The sequence below is a fragment of the Methylobacterium sp. Leaf108 genome (assembly GCF_001423265.1).
Classification (GTDB): domain Bacteria; phylum Pseudomonadota; class Alphaproteobacteria; order Rhizobiales; family Beijerinckiaceae; genus Methylobacterium.
The window spans coordinates 100,318-117,364 of the sequence record NZ_LMND01000005.1 but is presented as its reverse complement, the minus strand read 5'-3'; the positions used below and the strand labels follow the sequence as shown (position 1 = coordinate 117,364).

The 17,047-nt window shown below is 70.3% G+C and carries 14 protein-coding genes; 10 read left to right on the top strand and 4 right to left on the bottom strand.

Annotated features, from left to right (window positions below; translation table 11 throughout):
• Positions 1–3 precede the first annotated feature (3 nt).
• Together ASF39_RS05840 and bchF are read right to left on the bottom strand one after the other, a co-directional pair.
• Positions 4–1,296 (bottom strand): ferredoxin:protochlorophyllide reductase (ATP-dependent) subunit N, encoded by a 1,293-nt coding sequence (locus ASF39_RS05840; protein WP_056281829.1) that lies wholly within the window; start codon positions 1,294–1,296, stop codon positions 4–6.
• Positions 1,293–1,799, bottom strand: coding sequence for a 2-vinyl bacteriochlorophyllide hydratase (gene bchF, locus ASF39_RS05835; protein ID WP_200938167.1), 507 nt, complete (start codon positions 1,797–1,799; stop codon positions 1,293–1,295). Before bchF ends, ASF39_RS05840 begins: the two co-directional genes overlap by 4 nt.
• Before the next feature lie 332 nt (positions 1,800–2,131).
• On the opposite strand from bchF, the gene ASF39_RS05830 reads away from it, so the two are divergent.
• The 7 genes from ASF39_RS05830 (at position 2,132) to ASF39_RS05800 (ending at position 9,917) form a co-directional block, all read left to right on the top strand.
• Positions 2,132–3,022 (top strand): cobalamin B12-binding domain-containing protein, encoded by an 891-nt coding sequence (locus ASF39_RS05830; protein ID WP_244472288.1) that lies wholly within the window; start codon positions 2,132–2,134, stop codon positions 3,020–3,022.
• Positions 3,023–3,057: 35 nt separating this feature from the next.
• Complete coding sequence (ppsR, locus tag ASF39_RS05825; protein ID WP_082494392.1) at positions 3,058–4,515, top strand: transcriptional regulator PpsR; 1,458 nt, start codon at positions 3,058–3,060, stop codon at positions 4,513–4,515.
• A gap of 347 nt (positions 4,516–4,862) precedes the next feature.
• Positions 4,863–6,212: a BCD family MFS transporter gene (locus ASF39_RS05820; protein ID WP_056281827.1), complete on the top strand. Its 1,350-nt coding sequence runs from the start codon at positions 4,863–4,865 to the stop codon at positions 6,210–6,212.
• A gap of 4 nt (positions 6,213–6,216) precedes the next feature.
• Positions 6,217–7,404: a geranylgeranyl diphosphate reductase gene (locus ASF39_RS05815; protein WP_055882237.1), complete on the top strand. Its 1,188-nt coding sequence runs from the start codon at positions 6,217–6,219 to the stop codon at positions 7,402–7,404.
• Positions 7,405–7,413: 9 nt separating this feature from the next.
• A complete protein-coding gene (locus ASF39_RS05810) occupies positions 7,414–7,899 on the top strand; it encodes a TspO/MBR family protein (RefSeq protein ID WP_244472287.1) in 486 nt (161 codons plus the stop codon).
• 43 nt (positions 7,900–7,942) lie between these two features.
• On the top strand, positions 7,943–8,299 hold the full coding sequence (locus ASF39_RS05805; RefSeq protein ID WP_055882244.1) for a hypothetical protein: 357 nt from the start codon (positions 7,943–7,945) through the stop codon (positions 8,297–8,299).
• Positions 8,300–8,342: 43 nt separating this feature from the next.
• Positions 8,343–9,917 carry a c-type cytochrome gene (locus tag ASF39_RS05800; protein ID WP_056281822.1) on the top strand — a complete coding sequence of 525 codons (1,575 nt, stop codon included), beginning with the start codon at positions 8,343–8,345 and terminating at the stop codon, positions 9,915–9,917.
• A gap of 164 nt (positions 9,918–10,081) precedes the next feature.
• Here ASF39_RS05800 and ASF39_RS05795 read toward each other — a convergent pair whose 3' ends face one another.
• Entirely contained in the window at positions 10,082–11,503 is a 1,422-nt protein-coding gene (locus ASF39_RS05795) for a diguanylate cyclase (protein ID WP_244472292.1), read from the bottom strand.
• A gap of 107 nt (positions 11,504–11,610) precedes the next feature.
• A complete protein-coding gene (gene mutM / locus ASF39_RS05790; protein ID WP_056281820.1) occupies positions 11,611–12,516 on the bottom strand; it encodes a bifunctional DNA-formamidopyrimidine glycosylase/DNA-(apurinic or apyrimidinic site) lyase in 906 nt (301 codons plus the stop codon).
• A 137-nt stretch (positions 12,517–12,653) separates the two neighbouring features.
• Between mutM and ubiE the strand changes: the two genes are divergently transcribed.
• The 3 genes from ubiE (at position 12,654) to ASF39_RS05775 (ending at position 17,023) form a co-directional block, all read left to right on the top strand.
• Positions 12,654–13,445, top strand: coding sequence for a bifunctional demethylmenaquinone methyltransferase/2-methoxy-6-polyprenyl-1,4-benzoquinol methylase UbiE (gene ubiE, locus ASF39_RS05785; protein ID WP_056281818.1), 792 nt, complete (start codon positions 12,654–12,656; stop codon positions 13,443–13,445).
• A 37-nt stretch (positions 13,446–13,482) separates the two neighbouring features.
• Positions 13,483–15,030 (top strand): 2-polyprenylphenol 6-hydroxylase, encoded by a 1,548-nt coding sequence (ubiB, locus tag ASF39_RS05780; RefSeq protein WP_056281815.1) that lies wholly within the window; start codon positions 13,483–13,485, stop codon positions 15,028–15,030.
• A gap of 163 nt (positions 15,031–15,193) precedes the next feature.
• Positions 15,194–17,023, top strand: coding sequence for an extracellular solute-binding protein (locus ASF39_RS05775; protein WP_244472291.1), 1,830 nt, complete (start codon positions 15,194–15,196; stop codon positions 17,021–17,023).
• The last annotated feature ends 24 nt before the right edge of the window (positions 17,024–17,047 follow it).

Below are 17,047 nucleotides of genomic sequence, written 5' to 3'. Positions count from 1 at the left end.
GTCTCAGACCTCCAGCCGCGTGCGGCGGACCAGGGGGCGCGCGAACAGCTCGGCGAGGTCGCCGGCCTGGTCGTAGCCCTGGATCGGGGTGAACAGGAGTTCGATCGACCACTTGGTCGCCAGCCCCTCGGCCTCGAGGGGGTTGGCCAGACCGAGGCCGCACACCGTGAGGTCGGGGCGTGCCGCCCGGCAGCGGTCCATCTGGTCGTCGAGGCTCTGGCCCTCCACCACCTGCGTGCCGGCGGGCAGCATCGCGATCTCGTCGGCGAGGTGGCCACGGTGGAGGTAGGGGGTGCCGACCTCCACGAGCTGCGTGCCCATCTCCCGCGACAGGAAGCGGGCGAGCGGGATCTCGAGCTGCGAATCGGGGAAGAAGAACACCCGCTTGTCCGCCAGCCGCTGGCGATAGGGGGCGAGCGCCGTGGCCGCCCTGGCGCGGCCGGGTGCCGTGGCCGCCTCGAACCGCTCGGGCGCGACGCCGAAGGCATCCGCGGCGGCCCGCAGCCAGGCGGTGGTACCCTCCGACCCCAGGGGGAACGGCGCGGCGATCCTGCCGGCGCCGCGCTCTTCGAGGGCGCGGGCGGTATCGGTGAGGAAGGGCTGGGCCAGGAGGTAGCGGGTCGACGGCCCGACGGCGGGAAGCTCGTCGGCCTTGCGGGCGGGCAGGAACGCCACCGGCGCGATGCCGAGTTCGGAAAACAGGCGCGAGAACTGGTCCTCGACCACGTCGGCCAGCGCCCCGACCACCAGGAGGGCGGGGGCCGCGTCGGCCTCGGCCCGCGGCATCTCGGGGACGAGGGCGGCCAGGCACGCGTCCTCGCCCTGCGTGAAGGTGGTCTCGATGCCGCTGCCCGAGTAGCTGAGCACCCGCACGTCCGGCGAGACCCGCCGCGACAGGCGCTGGGCGGCGCGGGTGAGGTCGAGCTTGATCACCTCGGACGGGCAGGAGCCCACGAGGAACAGGAGGCGGATGTCGGGGCGCCGCTCGATCAGGCGGCGCACCACCCGGTCGAGCTCGTCGTTCATGTCGGTGATGCCGGCCAGGTCGCGCTCGTCCATGATCGCGGTGGCAAAGCGCGGCTCGGCGAAGATCATCACGCCGGCGGCGGACTGGATCAGGTGGGCGCAGGTGCGCGAGCCGACCACGAGGAAGAACGCGTCCTGGATCTTGCGATGCAGCCACACGATGCCGGTGAGGCCGCAGAAGACGGCGCGCTGGCCGCGCTCCTGGCGGATCGTGACGCCGGTGTCGGTGCAGGCGGCGTCGAGGCTGGGGACGGGAGCGTGGGCGTTCATCGGGCGGCCTCCGCGAAGGAGGAGAGGTCCGACGGCGCCTGCAGCCGCGCGGCGCGCAGCTTGAGCAGGAACTGCGTCGCGTTGATCGCGTAGGTGGCGTAGGCCGCGAGCGCCAGGAGCATCAGCCCGGTGGTGTCGAGCCGGCCGGTCAGCAGGGCGGCGAGATAGGCGGTGTGCAGGGCCAGGACCGCCATGCTCACCATGTCCTCCCAGTAGAAGGCCGGGGCGAACAGGTAGCGGCCGAAGACGACCTTCTCCCAGATCGCGCCGGTGACCATGATCGCGTAGAGCACGACGGTCTTGATCACGACCGAGGCGTTGGCCGCCGCCTCGCCCTCGCCGGTGGCCAGGGTGCGCAGCACCAGCGCCAGGCTGACGAGAAACACGAAGAACTGCAGCGGCGCCAGGATGCCCTGGACCAGGGTCCAGACCGTGGCGTCGCGCCGGACCCGTTCGGCCGGCGTGTAGAGGGGTCGTCCCGTCTGGCCCTTGATGGGACCCATCGCGTCCGCCCCTGTCCTGCTGGCCGCCTCGGGAGGGCTGCCGTTGAGGGAGAGGTTAGGAAGGCCCTGTCAGAGTGTCAAGCTGGCTTTACGTCAATCTCACTGGACATCCGCGTGCGAGCCGGGTTACAACTCGTGCGTTGCCAAAACCTCGGGGAGGCGTATCGTCGCTCGTCGGGAACCTGAACGCCACGGGTTTTCCGGGGCGCTCGTGCCCGGACACCATCATCCGATACGACGGTCGATGATATTTCAAGGGCGTCACAAGACGTCGCGCTCGACACGCAAGATCGAGGTCAACAAGAAGCCGTCATCAACATTGGGAGGGACCAATGGACGACTTGAGGCAGCATCGGGACCAGTATTCCTTTCACGACGGCGCGAACGGCTGCGATCTTCCGGGATCGGGCGAGGCGGACGCCCTGTCCGAACTCCTGCGTGTCGCTACCCCCACCCTTTGGCACGGCGACCTCGCCAGGATCGTGGAGGCCGAGATCATTCCACGTATGATGCTGGCCCTGCGCGACGACCCCTTCCCGGAGCCGGCCCGCCGCGCGACGCCGACGCCGGAGGAGATCGCGTCCTTCGCCGACCTGATGCTGGCGCCAGGCCGCGACGACGCCGAGCCGCGGGTCGCCGGCATGATGGCGGCGGGCCTCTCCCTGGAAAGTCTGCTGCTCGACCTGCTGGCTCCGACGGCGCGGCATCTCGGGGTTCTCTGGGAGGAGGACCTGTGCGATTTCACCGAGCTCACCATCGCGATGGGCCGGCTGCAGCGGATCACCCACGACCTGCGCCTCCGGTTCGACGAGCCGGTCCGGGTGTCGCGCGGACGCAGCGTCCTGCTGGCGACCTGCCCCGGCGAGACCCATTGCTTCGGCCTCAGCCTGCTCGAACGCTTCTTCCACGATGCCGGCTGGGACGTGACCTGCCTGACGCAGGCCGACGGCCCCGACGCGCTGCGGCGGGTGCGCCGGGAGTGGTTCGACATCGTCGGCCTCTCGCTCGGCAGCGAGACGCTGCTGCCGGTCCTGGCCGAGACGGTGAGCGAGCTTCGGCAAACCTCACGCAACCCCGACCTGCACATCATGGTCGGCGGTCCGATCTTCGTGGATAACCCCGGCCATCTCGTCCGAGTCGGAGCCGATGCGACCGCGAGCGATGCGCGTGACGCCATTGCCATCGCCGAGCGTTTGCTTGATCTGCATGCCCGAGCCTGCTGAAAGACCCGTCTGACGGCATCACACCTTGGTGATCTTTGACCAGTCTGGCGCTTCCTGCCGCAACCTCGTCGTTCGCGGCCCTTCATCAAACCCTCGGCCCCCTGGATGCGCAGGCGGCCGGGCTGCTCGTCGCGGCCGCGACGGACCTCTCCCTGGTGATCGACCGGGAGGGCGTGATCCGCGATGCGGCCTTCGGCAGTTCCGATCTCGCCGGCGAGGGCTGTGAGTCGTGGCTCGGCCGGCTGTGGGTCGACACCGTGACGGTGGAGAGCCGCCCCAAGATCGCGGCCCTGCTCAAGGATGCCGCCCCCGGTGCCGTGACGCGCTGGCGCCAGGTGAACCACCCCTCGGCCACCGGGATCGACCTCCCGATCCGCTATTCGGCCATGCGCCTGGAGGCGGACGGTCCGGTGATCGTGATCGGCCGCAACCTGCGGGCCATGGCCGCCCTCCAGCGCAAGCTCGCCGAGACGCAGCAGGCCCTCGAGCGCGACTACCTGCGCATGCGCGGGGCCGAGACCCGCTACCGCCTCCTGTTCCAGCTCGCCGGCGAGCCTGTGCTCGTGGTGGATGCCGCCACCCGGCGCGTCACCGAGGTCAACCCCGCCGCCGCGCGCCTGCTCGGCAAGCCCGAGAAGCGGGTGCTGGGCCAGGACGTGATCGAGTTGTTCGACTCCGCCAGCGCCCGCGAGCTCGAATCGCTGTTCGCGGGCCTGCGGGTGTCCGGCCAGGCCGACGACCTCCTCGTGCGCCTCGGGAACGGCCGCGGCGAGACGCGCCTCTCCGCCTCGCTGTTCCGGCAGGAGAACGCCGTCAGCGCGCTGCTGCGCCTCTCCGTCGACGGGCCCGAAGCCGGGGAAGCGGCGCCCGGCCGCGCCGGTACCGGCACCCTCGACGTGATCCAGAACCTGCCCGAGGGCTTCGTCGTCACCGATCCGGGCCGGCGCATCCTGGCCGCCAACGCCGCTTTCCTCGACCTCGTGCAACTCGCCACCGAGGAGCAGGTGCGCGGCGAGCTGTTCGACCGCTGGCTCGGGCGCGAGGAGACCGAGGCCGCGACCCTGTTCGCCACCCTGGGCCTGCACGGGTCGGTTCGTCATTTCGCCACCAGCATCCGCGGCACCTACGGCTCGGTGGAGGACGTGGAGATTGCGGCGGTGTCGGTGGCCGGCGGCGGCCATCCCTGCCTCGGCTTCACGATCCGGGGGACGCCGCGCCGGGCGGCCGCCCCCGCCCTGACCGGGCGCGACCTGCCGCGCTCGGTCGAGCAGATGACCGAGCTCGTCGGCCGCGTGACCATGAAGAACCTGGTGCGCGAATCGACCGACCTGATCGAGCGCCTGTGCATCGAGGCGGCGCTGCGCATCACCCGCGACAACCGCGCCTCGGCCGCCGAGATGCTGGGCCTGAGCCGCCAGGGGCTCTACGCCAAGCTGCGCCGCTACGGCATCGGCGACCTCGACGGCCCCGAACCCGCCGACGACCCCGACTGACCACCCTCCGGCCGGACCGAGCGAGGGGTGCAATCCAGGGTGGCGCAGGGCGGCGTTCGCCGCCTGCCGCCTCGCCAGCCCGATCGCGAAACGGGCCTGTCCAACCACGGGACCCTGCCGGACGAGGCCGGGAGCGCATCGCATCGAAGCCCGAGTGACAACTTCACTTGACGCTCAACGTGTAAATCAAACTTGACACAGGTCGCCCTAGGCTCCTAGCCTCCGGGCATGGCCAGTTCAGCACCCACCGCGTCCGGCTCGATCGGTGTCCCCAACGCAGCGCGCGCGTCGCGCGGACGCGCGGGCCTCGCGCGGCAGGATTCCCGGATCGCCGCCGGAGGCCGCCCATGACGGCTCCCCTCTCCTTCTCCTGGGCGGCCATCGCCCGGCTCGGCCTCGTGCAGACGGCGCTGGGGTCGGTGGTGGTCCTGATGACCTCGACCCTCAACCGCGTCATGGTGGTGGAGCTCGCCTTGCCGGCCATGGTGCCCGGCGGGCTCGTCGCCCTGCACTACGCGGTCCAGGTCCTGCGCCCGCGCTGGGGCTACGGCTCCGACGTCGGCGGCCGGCGGACCCCCTGGATCGTCGGCGGCATGGCCGCGCTCACCCTGGGCGGGTTCCTTGCGGCGGTCGCCACCGCCGTCATGGAGACCCACCCCGCCGCCGGCCTCGCCCTGGCGGTCTTCGCCTTCCTCGGCGTCGGCATGGGGGCGGGTGCCGCCGGCACCTCGCTGCTGGTGCTCCTGGCCACGGGCGTCGACGCCCGCCGACGCGGTGCGGCCGCGACCCTGGTCTGGATCATGATGATCGCGGGCTTTGCCATCACCGCGCCCCTGGCCGGCCATTTCCTCGATCCGTTCTCGGGGCTGCGCCTCGTGGCCGTCTCGGGCACGGTCTCGCTGATCGCCTTCTGCCTCGCGACCCTGGCGCTGCGCGGCATCGAACCGGCGCGGGCCGCCCCCTCCCCCGAGGAGCGGGCCGAGCGCAAGCCGTTCCTGCAGGTCCTGGCCCAGGTCTGGGCCGAGCCGGCCTCGCGGCGGTTCACCGTGTTCCTGTTCGTGGCGATGCTGGCCTACAGCGCCCAGGAGCTCATCCTCGAGCCCTTCGCCGGCCTCGTCTTCGCGATGACGCCGGGGGCCACCACCAAGCTTTCGGGCCTGCAGCACGGCGGCGTCCTCGCCGGGATGCTGCTGGTGGCGGGGACCACCATGGGCATCGGCGGGCCGGTCCTCGGCTCGCTCAAGGCCTGGACCGTCCTCGGCTGCCTCGGCTCGGCCCTCGCCCTCGTCGCGATCGCCGCCGGCGGCCTCGTCGGGCCGGAGTTTCCGCTGCGCGCCGCCGTGTTTGCCCTGGGCCTCTTCAACGGCATCTTCGCCGTCGCCGCCATCGGCTCGATGATGGGGCTGGCGGGCGCGGGCGGCGAGGCCGAGCGCGGCACCCGCATGGGCGTCTGGGGGGCGGCGCAGGGCGTCGCCTTCGGCGCCGGCGGTTTCCTCGGCACCGTGGCGGTCGATGTCGCCCGCCTGATCACGCCGCAGGTGGTCCACGCCTATGCCGCGGTCTTCACGGCCGAAGCCCTCCTGTTCGTGGTCGGCGCCGGCCTCGCCCTGCGTGTCGCCTATGCGCCGCCCAGCCGCATCCGCGCGCCGTCCACGCGCCGATCGTTCCTGCCCGAGCCCCGTCTCTCCGCGAGGTAGCCCGATGTCCGAGACCGAAACCTTCGACGTGGTGGTAGTGGGCGGCGGCCCTGCCGGCGCCACGGCCGCCGCCGATCTCGCCCGCCTCGGCCGGCGCGTGCTCCTCCTCGACAAGCCGGGCAAGATCAAGCCCTGCGGCGGTGCGATCCCGCCCCGTTTGATCAAGGACTTCGCGATCCCCGACCATCTCATCGTGGCGCGCATCCGCTCGGCGCGGATGATCTCGCCCAAGGACGTGCGCGTCGACATGCCCGTCGGCGAAGGCTACGTCGGCATGGTCGACCGCGAGCATTTCGATCCCTGGCTGCGCAACCGCGCCGCCCTCGCCGGTGCCGATCACCGCCCCGGCCGGTTCGAGCGGATCGTCCACGATGCCGACGGGCTCGCCACCGTGCATTACACCCCCACGGGGGGCGAGCCGGCCACGGTCCGCACCCGGCTGGTGATCGGTGCCGACGGGGCGACCTCGGCCGTGGGCCGGGCCGAGATCCCCGGCCATGCCGCGATGAAGCAGGTGTTCGCCTACCACGAGATCGTCCGGCGCCCGACCGACGGCAGCGGCGACGTCGAGGCCACCCGCTGCGACGTCTACTACCAGGGCAAGCTCTCGCCCGACTTCTACGCCTGGATCTTCCCGCACGGCGATACGATCAGCATCGGCACCGGCAGCGCCCGCAAGGGTTTCTCCCTGCGCAGCGCCATCCGCGACCTGCGCGCGTCGAGCGGGCTGGCCGCCGGCGAGACCGTGCGGCGCGAGGGCGCGCCGCTCCCGCTCAAGCCCCTCAAGAAATGGGACAACGGCCGCGACGTCCTCCTCACCGGGGACGCCGCCGGCATCGTCGCGCCGGCCTCCGGCGAGGGGATCTATTATGCCATGCTCGGCGGCCGCCTGGCGGCGGAGGCGGCGCAGGCCTTCCTCGTCACCGGCAAGGCCAGCGCCCTCGCCCTGGCCCGCCGCCGCTTCATGAAGCTGCACGGGCGGGTGTTCCTGATCCTGCGGATCATGCAATGGTTCTGGTACCGCAACGATGCGCTGCGCGAGCGCTTCGTCTCCATCTGCAAGGACAAGGATGTCCAGCAACTCACCTGGGACGCCTACATGAACAAGGAACTGGTGAAGGCCAAGCCGGTGGCGCACGTGAGGATCTTCTTCAAGGATCTCGCCCATCTGTTCCGCTGGGTCTCCCCGTAGGTGGATCTCTTGGACTGGAATTGGGCGCCGATCGGGGTCGCTGCCGCGGTCGCGGTCCTGTGCGCCCTCGCGGGCGGCCTGCTGACCACGATCGGCCCGTGGTACAAGGCCTTGCGCAAGCCGTCCTGGCAGCCGCCGGAATGGGTGTTCGGGCCCGTATGGACCACGATCTTCACCCTCGCGGCGATCTCCGGCGTCATGGCCTGGGAAGCCGACCCGCGTCCGGGTCCGCGCACGGCGCTGGTGGTCGCCTACGCCATCAACGTGGTCCTCAACATCGCCTGGAGCGGACTCTTCTTTCGCATGCGTCGGCCGGACTGGGCCTTCGTCGAGGTGCTGGTCCTCTGGGCCTCCGTCGTCTCCCTGATCGTGGTCACGGCGTCGATCGCCACCGTTCCTGCGCTGCTGCTGCTGCCCTATCTCGCCTGGGTCAGCGTCGCCTCCTACCTCAACCTGACGATCGTGCGCCTCAACGGGCCGTTCGGCCGGGCCTGAGCCGGGGCGTCACCCCATCGCCTCCACCGCGCCGCGGGATGTCATGACCGACCTGTTCGCGAGCGGCCGCATCATCGACGTCGTCCTCGGTCTGGTCGCCCTGGAGGCGGTGGTGCTGCTGCTCTGGTGCCGGCGGAAGGGGCCGGCGCCTTTCCCGCTGCTGTGCAACCTCGCGTCCGGTGCATCGCTGATGCTGGGCGTGCGGATGGCCCTCACCGATGCGCCGTGGCCGTTCGTCGCGGCCTGCCTCCTCGGCGCGCTGCTCGCCCACGCCTGCGAACTCGCCGTCAGGCTGCGGCAGCGCCGGACGGTGCCGATGCAACCTCTCGGCGATGAACCCGGCCGGACGCGTGGAACTGACGCGGAAACCGTCGCGTTTGCGCAGCGGCGCCGGGTGTGACGCGGGTTCCGCTTCGGGCGATTGAGCGAAGGAAATCGGCACGATGGTTCGTATCGACGCTGCGGCTGTGGGTGCCGTTGTCCTGACCCTCGGCATCACCGCCGCCGCCGCCCAGGGCGCCGATGCGGATCTGATCAAACGGGGCCAATATCTTGTCACCGCCGGCGATTGCGTGGCCTGTCACACCGCACCGGGGGGCAAGCCCTTCGCCGGCAACTATGTGCTCAACACCCCCATCGGCAAGATCCGCACGCCCAACCTGACCCCCGACAAGGAAACCGGTCTCGGCAACTGGACGGAGGAGGACTTCGCCCGCGCCATGCACGAGGGCATCACCAAGGACGGGTCGTACCTTTACCCCGCCTTTCCGTTCGCCTGGTACACCAAGGTCACCCGCGAGGACGTGAAGGTGATCTTCGCCTATCTCCAGTCCCTCGAACCGGTGCGCGAGGTCCGTCAGGCGTCCGAGATCCCCTTCCCCTTCAACATCCGCACGGCGCTGATCACTTGGCGTACCGCCTTCTTCACGGCCGGCGAGTTCAAGCCCGACCCCAACGCCAGTGCCGAGGTCAATCGCGGCGCCTACCTCGTCGAAGGGCTCGGCCACTGCGGCATGTGCCACAACGAAAACAAGATCGTCGGGAACTCCGGGCTGGCTGGCAAGCTCGGCGGCGGCGTCATCGACGGCTGGTACGCCCCCAACATCACCCCCGACGGTCACCAGGGCATCGGCGGTTGGAGCGACGAGCAGGTCGTCACCTACCTCAAGACCGGGGCCGCGCCCGGGAACCAGCCCGGCGTCGCCGCCGGCCCGATGCGCCAGACCATCGAGGAATCCCTCTCGAAGATGACCGATGCCGACCTGAAGGCGATGGTCGCCTACCTGCGCACGCAGAAGGCCAAGGAGACCTACAAGGTCAAGGACGTGCAGGCCTTCGACCAGGTCGGCGCTCCAGGAGCGGGCACGTACCTCAGCTATTGCTCCTCCTGCCACAAGCCGGACGGGCAGGGCGTACCCGGCGCGATTCCCGCCCTGGCGGGCAACACCTCCGTCCAGGCCGAGGGACCCGAGACCGTGATCCGCGTGATTCTCGGCGGGCTCGGTGCCCAGGCCGGTTACGCGCCGATGCCGGCGGTGGGCGCGGGCATGACCGACAGCCAAGTGGCCGACGTCACCGACTACATCCGCAACAGCTGGGGCAACAGGGCGCCCGTGATCCAGGATCGCGGGGTTGTCTCGGCGGCGCGTGAGCAGACCCGGACGATGCTCGTGGGCAACGCGCCCTGCGGCGAGGTCTCGTCACCCGAACTGGCCAAGGCCTTCGATGGGGCCGGTGCCGCCGAGGCGCTCAGGGACCTGAAGCCGGAGGACTTCATCCCGAAGATCGACGAACTCCTGCCCAGGATCAAATCCGCGGCGGGCGGCCTCAAGGACGAGGAGATCGTCAACGGCCTGACCTCCCGCTTCTGCCAGATCGGACGTGACAACCCGCTCTACGAAAAGGTCGGCTGGCACTCGGTCATCGGAAGCTTCGGCAGCGTCGTCTACAGCCAGCTCAAGAACCCCGAGAAGCGGGCCGACACCGGCATGAAGCCGGGCGCTCCCAAGCCGAACTGATTTGACGTTCCGATACGGTTTCCGCTCGATCCGAGTGGGAACCGTATTTGCAAGCGCGTGCGGCACTCGAGCGAAGCTCCGTCCCGCATCGCGCAATGACCGACCGGAAATGGCATGACACGCCGTCCGGACCGCAAGCCTTGCGGCGGCGTGCGGTCCGTCGGTCAGGCCGAGGCGGCGAAAGGCCAGTCGCCGGCACCGGGGGTGTCGTCGTCGAACCGGTAGGTGTTCCGGCCGCCGGCCTTGGCCCGGTAGAGAGCGAAATCGGCCCGCCGATAAAGTCCGTCGCCGTCGACCCCCGCCTTCGGACCGAGGGCGATGCCGATGCTCAGGCCGACGCCGACGGTGATGCCTTCCACCGAAATCGGCTCGCGCACCGCCTTGATCAGGCGCTTGGCCAGGGACTCGCTGCTCTCGGGCTGTCGCGTCCGTGTCTGCAGCACCATGAACTCGTCACCGCCGAAACGGGCGATGGTGTCCTCGGTCCGCAGGAGCCTGCGCATCCGATCCGCCACGGTCCGCAGCACGACATCCCCGGCCTGATGCCCCAGGGTGTCGTTCACGGACTTAAAGCGATCGAGGTCCAGGCAGAACACGGCGAAATGCTCGCCGTACCGGGTCGCGTGGGCGATCTCCTGGGCCAGTCGTTCCTGGAACAGCGTCCGGTTGGCGACATCCGTCAGTTCGTCGTGGCGGGCCATGTGGGCGATGCGGCGCTCGGCCTCCACCCGCTCGTCGATGTCGCGAACAGCCGCCACGTAGCCGTCGGGCCGGCCGTCGACGGGGTCGTGGGTGAGGTTGAAGGTGGCCTCGACCCAGACCCATTTCCCGTCCTTGCGCCGGTAGCGCTGACGGCTGACGGCACTCTTGACGCGGGCATGCCCGATGTCGTCGAGGACCCGCTGATAGCTGGCGGCGTCGTCGGGATGGACCCCGTCCATGGGACGGGTTCCGAGCAGTTCCGTCGGCTCGAACCCGAGCAGCGAATGGGCCGCCGGTGAGACGTAGCGGCGCGTGGTGTCGAGGTTCGACCAGACGATCATGTCGCTGGCGTTGTCGGCGAGCAGGCGATAGTGCGCCTCGCTCTCGCGCAGCTCGGCCTCGATCTTGGCTTGGCGCAACTGCGCCACGACGATCAGGGCGAGATCCTGGAGACGCTCCCGGTCCTCCTGGGTGAACGTGCGCGGTATCGTGTCGATGACGCACATCGTCCCCACCCGGATGCCCGGCTGCAGGACGAGGGGGGCGCCCGCGTAGAAGCGGATGCCCTGTGGTCCCGTGACCAGCGGGTTGTCGACGAACCGCGGGTCGGCCGTGGCGTCCTCGATCACGAGGACGGCATCGTCGAGGATGGTGTGGGTGCAGAAGGAAATGTCGCGCGCGCTGCCCTCGGTCGCCACGCCGCATTTGGCCCTGAACCACTGCCGGTCGGCCTCGACGATGGTGATCGTGCACATGGGGACGTGGAACAGCGCCTTCGCCGTCCGGCAGATCGCGTCGAGCCGCGGATCGGGAGGGAGCGCCGACAGGTCGAGGTCGCGGATCGCCGCGAGCCTTTCGGCCTCGTTATCGGCCACGAGATGCATGCTCACTCTGCCAATCGGACATCGGCGACCGGCCTTCGCCGGCCGCTCGGGGAGGTCAGGCTATCCTTTGAGCGTTTAACAAACCGTGCGCCCGATCCTCGACTCCGTTACCCGCCCGGCCGCGGCGGGGGCTGGCAGGTCTCGCAGTAGAAGGTCGAGCGACCCGCCTGGACGAGGCGCGCGATCGTGCCGGTGCAGTGCTTGGCCGTGCAGGCCTCGCCGACGCGGTCGTAGACCCGGAACCGGTGCTGGAAGGCGCCGCTGCCGCCGTCGGGATGGGCGTAGTCGCGCAGGGTCGAGCCCCCGGCCGCCACCGCCTCGGTGAGGACGTCGCGGATCACCCGCGCCAGGAGCCGGGCCTTGGGCGTCGGCGACCCGTCCGCCTTGGCCAGGCTCCCGGCCGGCAGGGCGGGATGGAGTCCCGCCCGGTGCAGCGCCTCGCAGACGTAGATGTTGCCCAGGCCCGCGATCAGGCGCTGGTCGAGGAGCGCACTCTTGAGGGGCGTGATCCTGTGCCGGAACAGCCGGGCGATGGTCTCGCCGGTCAGGGCTTCGCCGAGCGGCTCGATCCCCATGCCGGCGAGGTGGCGGCTGGCGGCCAGCGTCGGGGTCGGGACGAGGTCCATGAAGCCGAAGCGGCGGGCGTCGTTGTAGGTGACGGTGGCGCCGCTCGACATCGCCATGACGACGTGGTCGTGCCGGGGCGTGCCCTGCGCCCCGTCGAGGTAGAACTCCCCCGGCGAGAGGTTGCCGCCGTCGGGCAGCGCCACGTCGAACCGCCCGCTCATGCCCAGGTGCAGGATCAGGGTCTCGCCGCTGTCGAGGCCGGCGGTGAGGTATTTCGCCCGGCGTCCGAGATCGAGGACGGTGGCACCCTGCAGACGCTCGGCGAAACGCTCGGGGAAGGGGAAGCGCAGGTTCGGCCGGCGCAAGGTCACCCGGGAGAAACGGGCGCCGACCATGGCGGGGGCGAGGCCGCGCCGCACGGTTTCGACTTCGGGCAGTTCCGGCATGGGGCTCCCTGGACAAGCGAGCGGGGCTTCGTCCGACGATCCGGCACATGGCGATCCCGCCGCCGTTTCGCTATGACGCTTGCCGCGAGGTGCGCGCTCCCGCCAGGGACGCGCATTCGCCCAGGGGTATGAGTGGCATGAGTTCGGACGACAAGACATCCGCCGACACGGGCTTCGCCGGTGAGGCGAACACCCATTTCGGGTTCGAGCGCGTGGCGCTCTCCGAGAAGCAGGCGCGGGTCGACGATGTCTTCCGCTCCGTGGCCAAGCGCTACGACCTGATGAACGACCTGATGTCCGGGGGGCTGCACCGGGCCTGGAAGTCGAACCTCGTGTCGATGCTGCGCCCCTCGCGCAGCCAGCCGTTCCGCCACCTCGACGTGGCCGGCGGCACCGGCGACGTCGCCTTCCGCGTCCTCGATGCGGGCGGGCGTGGCACCCACGTCACGGTGCTCGACATCAACGAGGCGATGCTGCGGGTGGGCGCCGAGCGGGCCGGCGACCGGTTCGACGGCCGGATCGACTTCGTGACCGCCAATGCCGAGGCCCTGCCGCTGCCGGGCAACGCCTTCGACGCCTACACCATCGCCTTCGGCATCCGGAACGTACCGCGGATCGACGTGGCGCTGGCGGAGGCCTACCGCGTGCTGGCGCCGGGCGGGCGCTTCCTCTGCCTCGAGTTCTCGAGCGTGGACATGCCGGTGCTGGACCGGATCTACGACGCCTATTCGTTCCATGTGATCCCACGGCTGGGCGCGCGGGTGGCGGGCGACGCGGAATCCTACCGCTACCTCGTGGAGTCGATCCGCAAGTTCCCCTCCCCCGGGCGGTTCGCCGGGATGATCGAGGCGGCCGGCTTCTCGCGCGTCAGCCACCGCGCGCTCACCGGGGGCATCGTGGCGATCCATTCGGGCTGGAAGATCGCATGACGGCGCAGGGTCGGGTTCGTATCCGGGCGCTCGGCGGGTGCTAGGCGCCCTCGTCCATCTCCTGCGCGGGGTCCGCGTCGGCTTCGTGCTGGCCCGCGAGGGCGGCCTCGCGGTCGTCGACGGCGAGGGCCTGCCGCCGCACCTGCGCCTGGCCCTGCGCCTCGGGCGGATGCTGGAGCGGCGCGGCCTCGGGCCCGGCTCCCTTCAGCGCGCGCTGACCCGGCTCGGGCCGTCCTACGTCAAGGTCGGGCAGTTCCTCGCCACCCGGCCCGACATCGTCGGCATGGACGCCGCCCGCGACCTGGAGCAGCTGCAGGACCGGGTGCCGCCCTTCCCCCAGGACGTCGCCGAGAGAGTGGTGGTGGCCGCCTTCGGCAAGCCGATCCGCGAACTCTTCGTCTCCTTCAGCGTCCCGATCGCGGCCGCCTCCATCGCCCAGGTCCACAAGGCGCATGTGCTCGACGCCGACGGGACGCAGCGCGCCGTCGCGGTCAAGATCATGCGGCCGGGCGTGCGCGAGGGCTTCCAGCGCGACCTCGACGTGATGCGCTTCATCGCGCGGGTGGTGCATGCGCTCTCGCCCAAGGCCGAGCGGCTGCGCCCGCGCGAGGTGGTGGAGATCCTCGCCCGCTCGGTGATGATGGAGATGGACTTCCGGCTCGAGGCCGCGGCCATGTCCGAACTCGCCGACAACACCAAGGGCGACCCCGACTTCCGCGTGCCCAGGCCCGATTGGGAACTGACCGGGCGCGACGTCCTCACCAGCGAGTGGATCGAGGGCATCCGCCTCAACGACCGCGCCGCCATCGTCGCGGCCGGGCACGATCCCGCCGCCCTCGGGCGCACGGTGATCCAGAGCTTCCTGCGCCAGGCGATCCGCGACGGGTTCTTCCACGCCGACATGCATCCGGGGAACCTGTTCGTGGACCCGGACGGCGTCCTCGTGGCGGTGGATTTCGGCATCATGGGCCGGCTTGGTCAGCGCGAGCGGCGATTCCTCGCCGAAATCCTGCTCGGCTTCATCCTGCGCGACTATCGCCGGGTCGCCCAGGTGCACTTCGAGGCCGGCTACGTGCCCTCCCACCACTCGGTGGACGATTTCGCGCAGGCGATCCGGGCGATCGGCGAGCCGATCCACCAGCGCAAGGCCGACGAGATCTCGATGGCCAAGGTGCTCACCCTGCTGTTCGACATCACGGCGCTTTTCGATATGCGCACCCGCACCGAACTCGTGATGCTGCAGAAGACCATGGTGGTGGTGGAGGGCGTCGCCCGCTCCCTGGACCCCAAGCTCGACATGTGGACCGGGGCCGAGCCGGTGGTGCGCTCCTGGGTCGCGCGCAACCTCGGCCCGATCGGCAAGGTGGAGGGGGCGGGCCGCGCCGTCCTGACGCTGGCCGATGTGGTCGCCGACATCCCCGACATCGCCCAGCGCCTGCGCCGCGTCCTGGTGCGCCTCGACGAGGGCGCCCCCGACGAGGCGCAGGCGGCCCGGATCGCCCGCAAGGAGCGGCGGCGGGCGACCTTGTCGACGGTGGCGCTCTGGGCGATCGCCGTCGGGGCGCTGGTCATGGCGTTCGGGTAGGCGCCCGATTGGCGTTCCCGCTCCGGGCGTCCTAAGAACGACAGGCCCGCGGCGCGCTAGAATGGCCGGCGGGATGTCAGCGGGAGAGCGCCGGATCGTGACGCGTCACAGCCTGATCGGATCGTGCCTTACGAGCGTCCTCGCCGGTGTTCTCGCCGGCTGCATGGCCTTCGCCGGACCGGCACCGGCCCAGCCGGCCCCGACCACCGGGGGAGCCTTCGCCCATGCCATGACGCTGATGGGCGAGCCCAAGTATCCACCCGACTTCAAGCACTTCGAGTATGCCGACCCGGCGGCGCCCAAGGGCGGCCTGGTGCGGCTCGGCGCCCAGGGCGGATTCGACAACTTCAACTACGTGGTGTCGGGTCTCAAGGGCGACCTCGAAGGCGGCATCACCCTGATCTACGACACCTTGATGGTGGATTCCGGCGACGAGCCCTTCACCTCCTACGGCCTCGTCGCCGAGGGCGTCCGGGTCGCGGAGGATGCGTCCTCCGTGAGCTACCGCCTGCGCCCGGAGGCGCGCTGGCACGACGGCACGCCGATCACGCCCGAGGACGTGATCTGGTCGTTCGACGTCCTCAAGGCCAACAGCCCGTTCTACGCCAACTACTACCAGACCGTGACGAAGGCCGAGGCCACCGGCGAGCGCGAGGTCACCTTCCGCTTCGGCGAGACCGGCAACCGCGAACTGCCGCAGGTGCTCGGCCAGCTGCGCGTCCTGCCCAAGCACTGGTGGACGGCCAAGGACGCCCAGGGGCGCCAGCGCGACGCCACCCAGACCACCCTCGAGATTCCGCTGGGGTCGGGGCCCTATCGCCTGGCGAAGTTCGAGCCCGGCCGCAGCGCCACCTACGAGCGGGTGGCGGATTACTGGGCCAGGGATCTGCCGGTGAACGTCGGGCGCAACAACTTCGGCACCCTGCGCAACGAGTATTTTCGCGATTCCACGGTGCTGATCGAGGCGCTGAAGGGCGATCTCTACGACTTCCGCACCGAGAACGTCGCCCGCAACTGGGCCACCGCCTACGGCGACTTCCCGGCCGTGAAGGAGGGGCGCCTCGTCAAGGAGGAGTTCCCCGATCGCGGCAACGGCAACATGCAGGCCTTCGCCTTCAACCTGCGCAAACCGAAGTTCGCGGACGCCCGGGTGCGGCGCGCCTTCAACCTCGCCATGAACTACGAGGAGATGAACCGGGCGCTGTTCTTCGGCCTCTACAAGCGGATCGACTCCTATTACTTCGGCTCCGAACTGGCCTCCTCCGGCATGCCCTCGCCCGAGGAACTGGCGCTCCTGGAGCCGCTCAAGGACAAGATCCCGGCCTCGGTGTTCACCACGCCCTACGCCAACCCGGTCAACGGTACGCCCGAGGCGGTGCGCGCCAACCTGCGCGAGGCGGTGCGCCTCCTCAAGGAGGCCGGCTACGAGCTGCGCAACGGCCAGATGACGAACGTCGCGTCGGGCGAGCCGCTCACCGTGGAGTTCCTCGAGTTCCAGAGCGTGTTCGAACGGGTGATCCTTCCCTTCGCGGCGCAGTTGAAGCTGATCGGCATCAACTCGACCCTGCGGGTGATCGACCAGGCCCAGTACCAGAACCGGCTGCGCGGGTTCGATTTCGACATCACCACCACGTCCTGGCCGGAATCCCTGTCGCCGGGCAACGAGCAGCGCGAGTACTGGGGCTCGCTGGCGGCCGACAAGCCGGGCTCGCGCAACATCGTCGGCATCAAGGACCCCGCCATCGACGCCCTCGTCGAGAAGGTGATCTTCGCGCCCGACCGGGCCGGCGTGGTCGCCGCCACGCGGGCCCTCGACCGGGTCCTGCTCGCCCACGACTACGTGGTGCCGCAATGGGCCTCGAACGTCTCGCGGACCCTGCGCTGGAACCGCTTCGCCCGGCCGGCGGTGCTGCCCCGCTACGGCGGCTCGGGCTTCCCGACGACGTGGTGGTACGACGAGGCGCTAGCCACGAAGACCGGGGCACCGCGGTGACCGCGGGCGCGACCCGCCGCACGG